Source organism: Piscibacillus sp. B03 (assembly GCF_052246295.1).
Taxonomy (GTDB): Bacteria; Bacillota; Bacilli; order Bacillales; family Alkalibacillaceae; genus Piscibacillus.
Genome location: NZ_JBQQCO010000015.1, coordinates 13,030 through 26,664, shown reverse-complemented (window position 1 = coordinate 26,664; position 13,635 = coordinate 13,030). Strand labels below are relative to the sequence as shown.

The following is a 13,635-nucleotide window of genomic DNA, read 5'->3' as shown; positions in this document are numbered from 1 at the left end:
GAGCGTACATAATAGAGATTAAGTAGACTAAAGTAGGTGAGTAAATGGACCAAAGAATCTATGACTTTATAGGAATTGGTGTAGGACCATACAATTTGAGCTTAGCAGCCTTAACGGAAGATATGGAAGATCTTGATCGCATTTTCTTTGACCAAACACCAAAAATGGAATGGCACCCAGGTATGTTGATTGAAGGGGCAGATCTACAAGTGCCTTTTATGGCAGACTTAGTGACGTTTGCGGACCCAACCAGTCGTTATAGTTATTTAAACTATTTGAAAGAGCACGACCGTTTATATAAATTTTTCTTCTTTCAAAAATTAGAAGTGCCTAGAAATGAGTATAATAATTACTTACAATGGGCAACGGATCAAATTAGTGGAGTTTATTTCGGTAAGAAAGTTGTGGATTGCATTGATCATTCGGATGATCACGGTGATTATTATGAGCTAACGATACTTGATACTGATACAAGTCAAACGGAAACTTATTTTGCTAAACACGTTGTCATGGCAACTGGAAGTGAACCGTTAGTGTTAGAATCCATGCAAGGCTTTCCGAATGAAGATGTCCTCCATACGAGTCGTTATTTATATGAAAAGGAAGCACTCATGAAATCGGACCATATCACGATTGTTGGTTCAGGCCAAAGTGCTGCTGAAATTTTCTATGATTTATTAGAAGAGCGTGAGAATTATGAGTTTCATTTAAGTTGGTTAACCAGGTCAGAAGGAATCTTTCAGTTAGAAGCAGCTAAAGTGGGTCAAGAGTTTTTTGCACCGGATTATGTTGATTACTTTCATCAACTACCGTTAGAAAAGCGTAAAGAAGCACTAGATACGCTAGACCCATTACGAAATGGTATTGATTATTCAACATTAAATGGAATTTATGAAATGTTATATCATTACTCAGTTGGAGGGAAGGACCCTAGAATAACCATCCAACCACTAACAGAGGTCAATAACATCGAAAAAGCTGACAAAGGGTATGTCTTAAAAAGTAAGCAATGGCAAAAGGAGAAGGAGTTCGATTACCATTCAGAGAAGGTTATTCTTGCGACAGGTTATAAACCAAATATCCCTGAATGGTTTTTGGAACGTTATCAAGATGATGTTGTTTGGGAAGACGACAAACTGTTTAAAGTTAAACGAAATTACGAACTAACATTTAAAGAACCAAAGAACAATAAATTTTATGTCGTAACCAACACGGAGCACTCCCATGGAACCGCTGCTACTAATTTAGGATTGGCTGTTCAACGAAATATGGAGATTATTAATGACCTTATGGGAGAAGAACGATTTAAAACAAATCAAACTCAAATCTTCCAACAGTTTTTACCTAAAAGTGAGTAGATGTTTAAACTAAAGTATAGCGGGAATGCATAATAGTGAAGCAACGTTTCATCCTATAATTATGTCTAAAGGAGGCATTGATCATGGGTAAAAAAATCGCATGCTTATTAACTAATATGTTTGAGGACAGTGAGTATACTGAACCAGCAAATGCATATCGTGAAGCTGGGCACACTGTTGTGACGATTGAAAAGGAAAAAGGTAAAATTGTAGAAGGTAAACAAGGTGAAGCAGAAGTAGAAATAGACGCAAGTATTGATGAGGTAAAACCTGAAGAATTTGATGCATTATTTTTACCTGGAGGATTCTCACCCGATATCTTGCGTGCAGATGAGCGCTTTGTTTGGTTCGCGAAACATTTCATGGAAGAAGATAAACCGGTTTTTGCCATTTGCCACGGGCCACAGTTACTCATCACAGCTAAGACACTAGATGGTCGTATGGCAACAGGCTTTAAATCAATTCGAGTAGATATGGAAAACGCAGGTGTTAAGTTCAAAGATCAAGAAGTAGTTTCATGTCACGACCAATTAATTACAAGTAGGCAGCCAGATGATATACCTGCCTTTAACAAAGAAACGTTAAGAGTATTAGAAAAGTAATATTAATTTACAAAGGCTCAAACATTACGTTTGGGCCTTTTTGCAATCATTATATAGGATTAACATAGAATATTAAAAAGGTTAAAAAGGATGGTTTGATGATTGTCTCCACACATAACGGACGTTACCAACTGTTTAGACAACATGATCACTCAATATTAAGTGGACAATTCGTTCCATATTGGTCAGATAATTTATTTTTAGGTGTAAATTGGTTTAAAGATGTTCAATTGGCCGTTAGGGAACATGACCGTGCTTGGATTCCATTAGATAAAAAACCAATTTGGAATGAAGAAAAAAATGTTCCTCACTCATTTATGGACTTTCCTATGGAACCAAAATTGGAAGCTTATAAACAGGGTGTAGATGAGGTGGAGCAATTATCGCCATATGCGGGGTATTTAAATAGTCTTCATTTTCTATCATTCTTTAAACAAAATTCGACAGATTCTAATATTTCTCGTTTCATTTCCCGGGAAATTGACAGGCAAAAACGATTGGAACAAGAGCTTGATTTAGAAAAGTCTAAAGAGAAAATAGATTTTCAATTTAATTTATTGCAGTTTTGCGATGATTTATCTCTTTATATTTGTTTAAATAAGCCAAATATATCTAAAGAGAATGAAATTTTTATGTTTAAAGAGGGGTTTAGACAGAGGTTTGAAGGGTTAAACCAAAGAATGAACGCAAGTTGGGTAGATCATGAGGTTATTGTCTTAAAACCGTTTCCATTTAAAGCTCCGTTTAAGGTGTTTGTTCCTTTTAAAGAAATAACTGATGATGATATAGAGGAAAAAGGGCTAGAGCAGGCTTATCACGATGCAACAGTACAAGTGCGTCAAGTGTTGATTGCTTATTGATTGGTGACTTATAAGACCTTACTTGCGGGAAGTGACCTTTAATAAAGTTAATGTAGAAATAAGCCAAACTTCACTCTTGAAAAGTTCGGCTTATTTTATGGCAGTGTTCCAAAACTAAACTAACTATTAAACTAGTTTTCTAATATTAAACTGATCATTCAGCATATACCAGTTCTGTGGAAATGCCAGACCTAGTTTCCAATAACTGATTCCTCTTAACCCTAGCTCTCTAATTAGATCAAATTTTGCTTGGATTGATCGTGCATCTTCAAACCAAACTTCATGCTGGTTTCCATTTTCATCCCAATAAAAGAAGTATGGAGCTTGTGATTCTTCATCAAATTCAATTGATTGATTGTACTCTCTTGCGCGTTGAATGGCTTGGTTAGGACTAAGAGCCTCAGCTGGATCGCCACCTTCTTGGAAAGGTAACGTCCAATCATAGCCATATAAGTTCTGACCTAATAAGATCTTCTCAGCTGGCATTTCTGTTAATGCATATTCAACGACGCCTCTGACGGGTTCGATAGGTGACACAGCCAATGGTGGCCCGTAACTATAACCCCATTCGTAAGTCATTAATACAACAAAGTCAACAATTTCCCCGTGAGCTTGGTAGTCGTGAGCCTCATACCATTGTCCTGTTTGTTCGGCGCTTGTTTTTGGTGCTAATGCTGTTGAAATCATTAAATTATTTGCACTTAGACGTTCTTTAGCTTTTCTTAAAAACTGGTTATATTCTTCACGAGTATCAGCTGGGAGGAATTCTAAATCAAAATGAACATCTTGGTACCCCACTTCTTGAGCTGTTTGAATGATTTCATCTAATAGAGTGTTTTGTACATTTTCGTCCGTAACAATTAACCTACCTAACTCCTCACTAAACTCCCCATCTTCAATGTTCGTCACCGTAAGCATTAAAGCGGTATTGTTTTCTGCAGCGATGGCAGGAAAGTCATCTAATAATGGTGGAATTAACGTCCCATCACGATTGACTTGATAGCTGAATGGTGATAAGTAGGTTAAGTATGGAGCTCTAGCCATCGCTGATTGTTGTAATGTCTCGCTTACAGAATCCCCTATAGGTTCAACATAAGCATTACTTGTAATATCAGTCTTAGCAGGTTGTGGAATTTCTAATACCTGACCAATCTGTAGTGGAGAATTTAACTCTAGTCCGTTGAATTCGGCAAGTTCTTGTGGAGTTGTGTTGTAACGATTTGCGATACTATATAGGCTATCTCCTCTTTGAACCGTATAAGTATCAGTAGGGATCACTAATGTCTGGCCTACAACTAAATCTTCCGGACGGTCTAGGCCGTTAACTTGTACTAACTCATCAATAGTAGTTTGATACTGATTGGCGATTGCATAAATGTTATCGCCTTGTTGCACAACATGGATTAACAAAGTAGTGCACTCCTTTCTAGTCTTCCTAACTACACTTTATGAGTGGAAATTAGGCGTATGCTATCCATGATTATGGTATGATACTTATGATAAGAGGTGACAATAATGCACGAAGAGTTTATGAAAGAAGCTATTAATGAAGCCAAAAAAGCAGAAGCCATTCATGAAGTGCCCATTGGTGCTGTCATTGTACATAAGGGTAAAATTATCGCTAGAGGGTTTAATAAGCGTGAAACATTACAACATAGTGATGCGCATGCTGAAATGATTGCAATTAGAAAAGCTAACCAGAAGGTAGGAAGTTGGCGATTAGAAGAATGTACATTATACGTCACACTTGAACCTTGTCCAATGTGTGCAGGGGCGATTGTTCAATCGAGGATTCCCGAAGTGGTATTTGGTGCAAGCGATCCTAAAGCAGGTTGTGCTGGAACGTTAATGAATTTGTTAGATGAGTCGAGGTTCAATCATCAATCAACGGTTGAACGAGGGGTTTTGGAGGAAGAGTGCGCATCTTTGTTAAAAGATTTTTTTAGAAAACTGAGGAAAAAGTAAAGCTCCCACGATTAACTCGCGGGAGCTTTTATATTACTTATCATTTCTTTGTTCAGGATTTTGTTCTTGAATAATCCCTTTACGGATTTTCTTTTCTTCTCTTAAATCTTCTAATGCTGCATAAATTCTTGCGCGTTCTTGCGGTAATGAACCATCTCTTAGTTCTTTATGAAGCGCATATATTAAACAACCAATCATAAGGAACATGATTAACATGAATGGAAAACCACCTACAACTGCGGCTGTTTGTAATGCGCCTAGACCACCAGCTAGTAGTAATACGGCAGCAAATCCACCTTCAATAACACCCCAGATAATACGTAATCCTAATGGAGGGTTAACGTTACCCTTAGATGTTAACATCCCAATAACATACGTACCGGAGTCTGAAGAGGTAATAAAGAATACTGTAAGAGATAGCATAGCTACAATGATCAGTACACTAGAAAATGGGAAGGTTTGTAGTAATGCAAAGAAACCTTGTGCTTCATCTTCACTTACGGCTTCCCAAATACTGCTGCTTTGGAAGTGCTCTAAGAATAAAGCAGCTCCACCGAATACACTAAACCATACAATACTTACAGCTGTTGGGACTAGTAATACCCCAATTGTAAAGCTTCGAATTGTGCGACCTCTAGATACACGGGCTATAAAGGCACCTACGAATGGAGCCCAGGAAATCCACCAAGCCCAATAGAAAATCGTCCAAGCATCATACCAACCTTCAGTTCCTTCACCAGCTGCATCAATTCCAAAGGACATTTGGAAGATCTTTTGAATGTAAGAACCAGTTGAATGTGTTAAAGCTTCTAGGATAAATAAAGTTGGACCTAAAATTAGGACGAATAATAGTAGTAAGCCAGCTACACCAAGGTTTGCTTGACTTAGCCATTTGATTCCTTTATCAATTCCTGAAGTAGTTGATAGAATCGCAAGTCCAGTTACAACAACAATAATCATTAACCATAATCCTGTGTCGTTTTGTATACCAAATAATTGTTCGAAACCTCCACCGATTTGCATAACACCTAAACCAAGAGAAGTTGAAATACCGAATAATGTAGAGATGACACCGATAATGTTTACAGTGTTACCCCAGAATCCATTAATCTTGTTGCGCCCTAAAATAGGTTCTAGTGTTGAACTTAGTAACATTGGTAAATCTTTACGATATGAAAAGTAAGCTAATGCTGCTGCTACGATCGCATAAACTGCCCATGGGTGTAATCCCCAGTGGAAAAATGAGTATTGCAATGCTTTATGAACAGCCCCTGCTGATTCTGCATCACCACTCGGAGGCCACATATAGTGGTTGACTGGTTCTGATACACCCCAGAATAATAAGCCAATCCCCATACCAGCACTAAATAACATAGCAAACCATGCCGGTGTAGAGTAAGCTGGTTTCTCATCATCATCACCTAGCTTAATTTCACCAAGTGGGCTGACCATTAAGTAGATTGCTACTATTAAGAATATACTTCCACCTAGTATGAATGACCAACCTAGCTTCTCAACAACCCAAGTAAAGGTATTATCTACATAAGTGCCAAAGTTATCTAAGAAGACACCTAAAGCTAGGAAAAGTACAGCAATTATTAAAGAAATAATAAAAGTAGGAGTCTTAACTGCTGCTCTAAATGAAGTTAATCCCTTTGGTTTTTCTCTCATAAAACTAAAACTCTCCCTTATAATAAAATTGTTTAAATTTACATAACTGACTTAATGACGTAAAAAAACATCTAAATAATCACTTAGATGTTCTTACTCACAAATAGAGCTGATGTTTTAATTCATAAAAAATGCACCTTTGCGAATTTAACGTATTTAGTCAGATTATGCAAGTCTAACAAATACGAACGACTGAACATACAATACTTTATACCCTATCTCATGAGGGCTAAACACTTTTAAGTTTTTATATGATTACCAGTTACATAATATGGAATCAAATGATTATTGCATTTTACCGTAAAAAATACTATACTTATAATTGCTGTGCTAGGTGGGGAGGTAGCGGTGCCCTGTAACCCACAATCCGCTAAAGTGGGGCTGAATGCCTATCTGAGGTGAAGTGATTTTAAGGTCTGCCGTAAGTGAGCAGTGTTGACATCTGGGTCCTATGCAACGAGAACCCGTGAACCCTGTCAGGTCCGGAAGGAAGCAGCAGTAAGCGGTCATTCTTGTGTGTCGTAGGGTAGCCTAGATCGAGCTGTGATCTTACGTAACGCTTATGAATCACTTCATCGAAGATAGGTGCACAGTTACATATTTTAAGAACTTTCCTCAAAACTCCTCAAGAGTTAGCTTTTCTAAGTGATTTTCTCACTCATTTACCATTGTTTATTGCCTACAAAGTTTCTTTACAGTACACAATTAATTTTGAAATCATACTTCTTAATCGGTTATAATGAAGAAGAAACCTTAAAGGAGAAGTTTGTCCATGGCATATCAGGCTTTATATCGTGTGTGGCGACCACAGAAATTTGAAGATGTCGTCGGACAAGTACATATTACTAGAACCTTGCAAAATGCAATGGTACAGCAAAAGGTGGCGCATGCTTATTTGTTTTCAGGCCCAAGAGGTACTGGTAAAACAAGTGCAGCGAAAATCTTCGCAAAAGCCATAAATTGCAAACAAGCACCAGTAAAGGAACCTTGTGGAGAGTGTGAGGCCTGTCGAGGCATACAGGATGGATCTGTCTCAGATATTATCGAAATTGATGCTGCGTCAAACAATGGTGTAGACGACATTCGTGAAATTCGAGATAAGGTTAAATATGCTCCAAGTGCTGTGGATTATAAAGTTTATATCATAGATGAGGTTCATATGTTATCACAAGGGGCATTTAATGCGTTACTTAAAACCCTTGAAGAACCACCAAAACACGTGATATTTATTTTAGCAACAACAGAACCACATAAAATTCCGCTAACGATTATATCTCGTTGTCAGCGTTTTGATTTTAAGCGAATCACTCATCAAGTCATTGTTGAGCGAATTAAACATATATTAGATGAAGAGAATATCCAATATGATGAACACGCGCTTATTCATGTTGCACTGACAGCTGAGGGTGGTATGCGTGATGCTTTGAGTTTACTTGACCAGGCAATCGCTTATAGTGATGATCTTCATATTAATATGGATGATGTTCTAGCTGTTACAGGTTCTATATCACAGGAAAGATTACTTTCCATGGTGGAATCATTGAACAGTGGTGAAGCAAAGCAGGCCCTTAATGGGTTAGAAGAAAGTATGCAAGAAGGAAAAGATCCGAATAGGTTTGTTTTTGATTTTATACACTTTTTACGTGATCTCTATATGTATACAAGTGAAGATAACATGGAAGATGTGTTGGTACGAGCAATCCCAGATGAACAGTTCAAGACGATTGCAAGTCAACTATCTAATCACTGGTTAGAGCAAGCCATTGATATCTTGAATCAAACTCAACAGGATATGAAGTGGACGAACAGTCCGAAAGTTTTATTAGAAATCGCTCTATTAAATATACAGGAACTACAATCTAAACAAGTTTCAAACAATCAAAGCTCAGTATCTACTGAATTAGTTCAACAGATTGCTCAGTTAGAAAAAGAACTTAACAAACTTAAAGAACAAGGTGTTCAAGCTCAACCACAAGAACCAGCAGCTCAAAAGCGTAAAGCACCAAAATCTAGAAGTAATACGTATAAAGTACCTTATGAAAAAGTACGCCATACATTATCAGAGGCGACGAAAGACGATTTAAGAAATGTGAAGTCAAATTGGGCAGCTTTCATGGATGGACTTAAGAAAACGAGCCCACCAGCTCGTGCGAAGTTAGTAGATAGTACACCAAGGGCTTCTTCTTCAAAATCTTTAATCCTTTCGTTTAAGTATGAAATTCATTGTGCTTTAGTGTTGGAAAATCAAGAAATGATCGAAAATGCTTTAGCTGAATACATTGGAAAGAGACTAACGATTATTCCAATCCCTGATACAGAATGGCAAGCCATTAGGGAAGATTTTTTAAACCAACAACAGACATCAGAAGATGCTGAGGAACAAGAGTCTACTCAAGAAGAAGACCCTTTTATCTCTGAAGCTAGGAAGTTAGTTGGCGATGAGTTGTTAGAAATAAAAGAATAACTTTTAGATTAAAATATAGGAGGTTTCTATTATGAAAGGTATGGGAAACATGAATAACATGATGAAACAGATGCAAAAAATGCAAAAAAAAATGATGAAGGCTCAAGAAGAGCTTCATGAAATGACATTCGAAGCAACTGCAGGTGGTGGCATGGTTAAGGTAATTGCTAATGGTAAGAAAGAAATTACTGATATTGAGATAAATGAAGAAGTAGTAGATCCTGATGATGTTGATATGCTTCAAGACTTAATTATTGCAGCAACAAACGATGTATTAAGTCAAGTTGATCAAACAACAAATGATAAAATGGGACAGTTTACACAGGGAATGAATATACCAGGTTTCTAGGAGGCTTGCACCATGTATTATCCTGAACCAATCTCCAAGCTGGTTGACAGTTTTACAAAATTGCCAGGTATAGGGCCAAAAACGGCAGTTCGCCTGGCTTTTTTTGTGTTGAATATGAAAGAAGATGACGTGTTAGACTTTGCAAAGAACTTAGTCAATGCGAAACGAGAACTCACGCATTGTAGTGTGTGTGGACATATAACGGATACAGACCCTTGCCGTATCTGTGATGATACTGCGCGAGATGGTTCTGTAATTTGTGTTGTTCAAGATCCAAAAGACGTCATTGCGATGGAGAAGATGAAAGATTTCCAAGGAAAATACCATGTTCTTCATGGGGCTATATCACCAATGGATGGTATTGGACCAGAAGATATTAATGTTTCAGCATTAATTGAACGATTAAAAGATGATGAAGTGGAAGAACTTATTTTAGCAACGAATCCAAATGTAGAAGGTGAAGCAACGGCAATGTATATTTCCCGTCTAGTGAAACCATCAGGAATTCGTATTTCTCGTATTGCTCATGGTCTTCCGGTTGGTGGGGATCTAGAATATGCTGATGAAGTGACGTTATCAAAAGCACTTGAAGGAAGGCGTTATTTATAGCCGAAACTTACCTCTTTTAGTTCTACTATGACTATTAATTGCATAAGTTGAAGTAGGACAAGTGAAAGGAGTTTCGGTATGGATCCAATAGTCGTCATTTTAACCATTGTTGCGATTATGGTTTTACTGCTTTTCTTCGGACGACCTTTAAAAATTATGCGTTGGACTTCATATGGAGTTTTAAAGGTTGTTATAGGTGCATTGTTTATTTTCTTTGCTAATGTGTTTGGAGCGATGTTTGGACTTCACATTCCTATCAATCTCATCACATCAGCAATAGCAGGGTTTTTAGGGCTCTTTGGTGTTGGAGCATTAATCCTAATTCATTTAATGATTATTCCATAGCATTGAGAACCGCAGGCATTTGTCTGTGGTTTTTTATTTGTTAAAAACATACAATTAAACTATGGCGTCCATTTTATACATGAAATAACGAGCATTTTTATTAAGCTTAAATGTTTATAGGGCATCAGAAACAGTTTATGAAGCGTTTGTCACCAAAATGCGGAATTGAATTTTGTCGAAAATGGGTATTCGTTTTAATTTATAAGACATTGAAGCCGATTTATAGGATATTCTCCGATTTAACAAAGGAAAATGAACTAGAATGTCGAACCATTTATATGAGTATATTTATAGGAGATGGAGAAATGCCGGATTATAAAATTGTTTCGAAACCAGGATACCGTGCAGTGGGTTTAAAGTGGGAAGGGACGTTCCAAGAGATACCAAAGCTAAAAGAAGTCATTGCTGAGATGAAATCGAGGGTAAATGAATTAGACGGTGCTACTAATCCTGATATTCAGCTAGGATTATCTCATCACGTTGTAGAGAATGGGTTTGCACATTATTCAGCGTATGAAGTAAATGAAGATCAAAAAGTTCCAAAGGGTATGGTAGAGATACAGGTGCCAGAGTGGACGTATATGTGCACGAAGCATCATAAGGGTGAGGATATTGTTCAAACATATACAAAACTACATAACTGGTTACATGATAGTGATTACGAAGCACTAAAGGAAGAAAACGTTACCTATTATGACCCTTATATGCCAATCAAACATGAGTATTACCCAGCAGATCAGGATCCGAATGACCCACATTTTGAAATTTATATTCCTGTAGTGAAGAAATCTTAAATTTTTTCATAGATTTAAGTATAAAACTAGATTTCCTTGTCCATCCTAGTTGATGGAGGTGGGGAACTTGGCACAAAAATCTATGAAGCAATGTAAGATTTGCGAAGAGTGGAAAGAAGACGGAATTTATTTACTTATATCATTTATTTGTACGAGTTGTGAGAAAGATATGATAGAAACGGACCCGCAAGATGAACGTTATCAGTATTATGTCGATCGTTTAAAACGCAGTCAGGTTTCTAATCTATTAATTCAATAATAAACTTCTAAAAGGGCGCCGATTGACGCTCTTTTTTTATTTGTTACTAAACAGCAAGTAAGTGTTCGTGAAATGTGTCGGTTTGTCGCTCTAGAGAAACAAAATGTAATCGAAATGAGCTGAAAAGTCGCTCTGGAGCGAAGAAGCGCACATGAAATAGAGTCATGTGTCGTTAAACAGCAGGGGAGTGCTTGTAAACTGTTTGTTGAGAGTGCCTTTTACATTATTCAAATGAACGATACAATATACTTAACTTGATAGTCTCTAGAGGAGAGTAAACATGAATCAGAATCAAGCGCCATTATTCGAGGCTTTACAACAACATGTTAATCAAAAACCAATTTCTTACCACGTTCCTGGACATAAAAACGGCCAAGTATTTGACACTAATGCCAAGGCATTTCGAAGTCTACTACCTTATGACCTAACAGAACTTTCAGGGTTAGATGACTTACACCAACCTGAAGGGGTTATACAACAGGCCGAGCTATTAGCAACCGAGCTATACAAATCGAAACATACTTTTTTTCTTGTGAATGGATCGACTGTTGGAAACCTTGCGATGATCTTAAGTGTTTGTCAGCCAGGTGATGCTATTATTGTTCAAAGGAATAGTCATAAATCCGTGTTTAATGCATTGGAATTAGCAGGTGCAAAACCGATATTCATATCACCAAGATATGATATGAGAACTGAACGCTACTCGGACGTAGCTGTTGAAGATGTTGTTCAAGCAGTTCATGCAAATCCTAACGCAAAAGCTCTTGTGTTATCTTATCCAGATTATTTTGGGACGACATATGACCTTGAATCAATGGTTAAAGTAGCTCATCACCATCACATACCGGTGTTAGTCGATGAAGCTCACGGTGCCCATTTTCCTTTGACGGATCAGTTTCCGAAATCAGCATTAGAGGCAGGAGCTGACATAGTTGTTCATTCCGCTCATAAGACTTTACCAGCCATGACAATGGGTTCCTTTTTACATATACAACATTCAAATGTTTCATATGAAACAGTTAAAAATTACCTGCAAATGCTTCAATCAAGTAGTCCATCTTATCCTATTATGGCATCACTTGATTTAGCTAGACGCTATGCTTCTCAACTAAGTGAAAATGACATAGAATTAACGGTTCAGAGAGTTGAGCAAATAAGGGAAAAGGTAAATGAAGTAGTTTGGTTAAAAGCTTTACCTATAAAATCTCAAGTTGATGACCCATTGAAGATTACGATAACTTCAGAACAAATGGACGTAACAAAGGTGGAAGCCATCTTACATCAACTACAAGTTTATCCTGAGATGATTCAAAATAACCAAATGTTATTAATTGCTGGACTCGACCATCGACGGATCAAGTTAAATTGGCTTGATGAACTTAAAAGTATAGAATTAAAGCTCGAGAAAAACCTTAAACATGATACAATACAAATGGAACAAAACAATATAAATGAGTTTGAATATAGTTATTTTGATTTAAAACAATTACGTCCGACATGGGTGAAGTGGGGTGAAGCTGTAGGTAACATTGCAGCTGAATCGATCGTTCCTTACCCACCGGGCATTCCTTTATTATTAAAAGGAGAAACAATACAGTCTAATCATGTTGATACGGTTCAACAAATGTTAAGTCAGGGGCAATATATTCAGTATTCAGGAAAAGACTTAACAAAAGGTATAGAAATTTTAACAAGTTAAGGGGTTATGGTTGTGAGTGGATTATTTATTACCTTTGAAGGGGTTGAAGGCGCGGGAAAGACTTCCGTTTTATCATATGTTTACAATGAGTTAGAAAAGAAAGGTTATGACGTTATACAGACTCGCGAACCTGGTGGAATTGAAATTGCCGAGAAGATTCGTGAAGTCATTTTAGATAAAAATCATACTTCGATGGATGGTAAAACAGAGGCATTACTTTATGCTGCGGCCAGAAGACAGCACTTAGTTGAAAAAGTCGTGCCTGCATTAGATCGAGGAGCTGTTGTACTTTGCGATCGTTTTATTGACAGTAGTTTAGCTTACCAAGGTTACGCACGCGGTTTAGGAATTGATGAAGTTTATCAGATTAATGAATTTGCCATTGATGAATGCATGCCAGATGTAACGATTCTTTTCGAGCTAGACCCAAAGGTTGGCCTGAAAAGAATTACAGATAACAAAGGTCGTGAACAAAATCGACTAGACTTAGAGAAGCTTTCGTTTCACGAAAAAGTGGCAGAAGCCTATAATATTCTAAAAGAGAAGTTTACAGAACGTATAAAAGTTGTCGATGCAGAGAAAGCTCAAGAAACAGTTCAACAAGAATGTTTAAACATCATTAAAGGTTATCTTAAATAATTAGTTTTTTAACCAAATTAC

At 37.2% G+C, this 13,635-nt stretch carries 14 protein-coding genes and 1 other RNA gene; 13 read left to right on the top strand and 2 right to left on the bottom strand.

What is annotated here, in order from left to right:
* The first annotated feature begins 44 nt into the window (after positions 1 to 44).
* From ACTWQB_RS11080 to ACTWQB_RS11070, 3 genes are all read left to right on the top strand, one after another.
* Positions 45 to 1,358 (top strand): lysine N(6)-hydroxylase/L-ornithine N(5)-oxygenase family protein, encoded by a 1,314-nt coding sequence (locus ACTWQB_RS11080; RefSeq protein ID WP_443139250.1) that lies wholly within the window; start codon positions 45 to 47, stop codon positions 1,356 to 1,358.
* Positions 1,359 to 1,441: 83 nt separating this feature from the next.
* Positions 1,442 to 1,960 (top strand): type 1 glutamine amidotransferase domain-containing protein, encoded by a 519-nt coding sequence (locus tag ACTWQB_RS11075; protein WP_443139249.1) that lies wholly within the window; start codon positions 1,442 to 1,444, stop codon positions 1,958 to 1,960.
* 98 nt (positions 1,961 to 2,058) lie between these two features.
* Positions 2,059 to 2,820 (top strand): DUF3891 family protein, encoded by a 762-nt coding sequence (locus ACTWQB_RS11070; RefSeq protein WP_443139248.1) that lies wholly within the window; start codon positions 2,059 to 2,061, stop codon positions 2,818 to 2,820.
* 126 nt (positions 2,821 to 2,946) lie between these two features.
* On the opposite strand, the gene ACTWQB_RS11065 is transcribed toward ACTWQB_RS11070, so the two are convergent.
* Positions 2,947 to 4,230 carry a LysM peptidoglycan-binding domain-containing protein gene (locus tag ACTWQB_RS11065; protein ID WP_443139247.1) on the bottom strand — a complete coding sequence of 428 codons (1,284 nt, stop codon included), beginning with the start codon at positions 4,228 to 4,230 and terminating at the stop codon, positions 2,947 to 2,949.
* 105 nt (positions 4,231 to 4,335) lie between these two features.
* Here ACTWQB_RS11065 and tadA point away from each other — a divergent pair, with 105 nt between their 5' ends.
* Positions 4,336 to 4,785, top strand: a complete 450-nt coding sequence (gene tadA, locus ACTWQB_RS11060) for a tRNA adenosine(34) deaminase TadA (RefSeq protein WP_443139246.1) — start codon at positions 4,336 to 4,338, stop codon at positions 4,783 to 4,785.
* 33 nt (positions 4,786 to 4,818) lie between these two features.
* Here tadA and ACTWQB_RS11055 read toward each other — a convergent pair whose 3' ends face one another.
* Positions 4,819 to 6,456: a BCCT family transporter gene (locus ACTWQB_RS11055; RefSeq protein ID WP_443139245.1), complete on the bottom strand. Its 1,638-nt coding sequence runs from the start codon at positions 6,454 to 6,456 to the stop codon at positions 4,819 to 4,821.
* Between the two features lie 325 nt (positions 6,457 to 6,781).
* On the opposite strand from ACTWQB_RS11055, the gene ffs reads away from it, so the two are divergent.
* From ffs to tmk, 9 genes are all read left to right on the top strand, one after another.
* Positions 6,782 to 7,049, top strand: an RNA gene (gene ffs / locus ACTWQB_RS11050) — signal recognition particle sRNA large type.
* A 179-nt stretch (positions 7,050 to 7,228) separates the two neighbouring features.
* Positions 7,229 to 8,920: a DNA polymerase III subunit gamma/tau gene (dnaX, locus tag ACTWQB_RS11045; RefSeq protein WP_443139244.1), complete on the top strand. Its 1,692-nt coding sequence runs from the start codon at positions 7,229 to 7,231 to the stop codon at positions 8,918 to 8,920.
* A 31-nt stretch (positions 8,921 to 8,951) separates the two neighbouring features.
* The gene (locus ACTWQB_RS11040) at positions 8,952 to 9,269 is read left to right on the top strand and encodes a YbaB/EbfC family nucleoid-associated protein (RefSeq protein WP_443139243.1); all 318 of its coding nucleotides are present in this window, start codon (positions 8,952 to 8,954) and stop codon (positions 9,267 to 9,269) included.
* Positions 9,270 to 9,281: 12 nt separating this feature from the next.
* Positions 9,282 to 9,878 (top strand): recombination mediator RecR, encoded by a 597-nt coding sequence (gene recR / locus ACTWQB_RS11035; RefSeq protein WP_443139242.1) that lies wholly within the window; start codon positions 9,282 to 9,284, stop codon positions 9,876 to 9,878.
* Between the two features lie 78 nt (positions 9,879 to 9,956).
* Positions 9,957 to 10,223, top strand: coding sequence for a pro-sigmaK processing inhibitor BofA family protein (locus ACTWQB_RS11030; RefSeq protein ID WP_443139241.1), 267 nt, complete (start codon positions 9,957 to 9,959; stop codon positions 10,221 to 10,223).
* 305 nt (positions 10,224 to 10,528) lie between these two features.
* Positions 10,529 to 11,017, top strand: coding sequence for a GyrI-like domain-containing protein (locus ACTWQB_RS11025; protein ID WP_443139240.1), 489 nt, complete (start codon positions 10,529 to 10,531; stop codon positions 11,015 to 11,017).
* A 67-nt stretch (positions 11,018 to 11,084) separates the two neighbouring features.
* Positions 11,085 to 11,276: a sigma factor G inhibitor Gin gene (locus ACTWQB_RS11020; RefSeq protein ID WP_443139239.1), complete on the top strand. Its 192-nt coding sequence runs from the start codon at positions 11,085 to 11,087 to the stop codon at positions 11,274 to 11,276.
* A 280-nt stretch (positions 11,277 to 11,556) separates the two neighbouring features.
* Positions 11,557 to 12,975, top strand: a complete 1,419-nt coding sequence (locus tag ACTWQB_RS11015) for an aminotransferase class I/II-fold pyridoxal phosphate-dependent enzyme (protein WP_443139238.1) — start codon at positions 11,557 to 11,559, stop codon at positions 12,973 to 12,975.
* A 12-nt stretch (positions 12,976 to 12,987) separates the two neighbouring features.
* Positions 12,988 to 13,614: a dTMP kinase gene (gene tmk, locus ACTWQB_RS11010; RefSeq protein ID WP_443139237.1), complete on the top strand. Its 627-nt coding sequence runs from the start codon at positions 12,988 to 12,990 to the stop codon at positions 13,612 to 13,614.
* The last annotated feature ends 21 nt before the right edge of the window (positions 13,615 to 13,635 follow it).

Bases quoted from the DNA above. Each gene is read 5' to 3' on its own strand.
- ACTWQB_RS11080 (WP_443139250.1), top strand. From the start codon at position 45: ATGGACCAAAGAATCTATGACTTTATAGGAATTGGTGTAGGACCATAC.
- ACTWQB_RS11075 (WP_443139249.1), top strand. From the start codon at position 1,442: ATGGGTAAAAAAATCGCATGCTTATTAACTAATATGTTTGAGGACAGT.
- ACTWQB_RS11070 (WP_443139248.1), top strand. From the start codon at position 2,059: ATGATTGTCTCCACACATAACGGACGTTACCAACTGTTTAGACAACAT.
- tadA (WP_443139246.1), top strand. From the start codon at position 4,336: ATGCACGAAGAGTTTATGAAAGAAGCTATTAATGAAGCCAAAAAAGCA.
- ACTWQB_RS11055 (WP_443139245.1), bottom strand. From the start codon at position 6,456: ATGAGAGAAAAACCAAAGGGATTAACTTCATTTAGAGCAGCAGTTAAG.
- dnaX (WP_443139244.1), top strand. From the start codon at position 7,229: ATGGCATATCAGGCTTTATATCGTGTGTGGCGACCACAGAAATTTGAA.
- ACTWQB_RS11040 (WP_443139243.1), top strand. From the start codon at position 8,952: ATGAAAGGTATGGGAAACATGAATAACATGATGAAACAGATGCAAAAA.
- recR (WP_443139242.1), top strand. From the start codon at position 9,282: ATGTATTATCCTGAACCAATCTCCAAGCTGGTTGACAGTTTTACAAAA.
- ACTWQB_RS11030 (WP_443139241.1), top strand. From the start codon at position 9,957: ATGGATCCAATAGTCGTCATTTTAACCATTGTTGCGATTATGGTTTTA.
- ACTWQB_RS11025 (WP_443139240.1), top strand. From the start codon at position 10,529: ATGCCGGATTATAAAATTGTTTCGAAACCAGGATACCGTGCAGTGGGT.
- ACTWQB_RS11015 (WP_443139238.1), top strand. From the start codon at position 11,557: ATGAATCAGAATCAAGCGCCATTATTCGAGGCTTTACAACAACATGTT.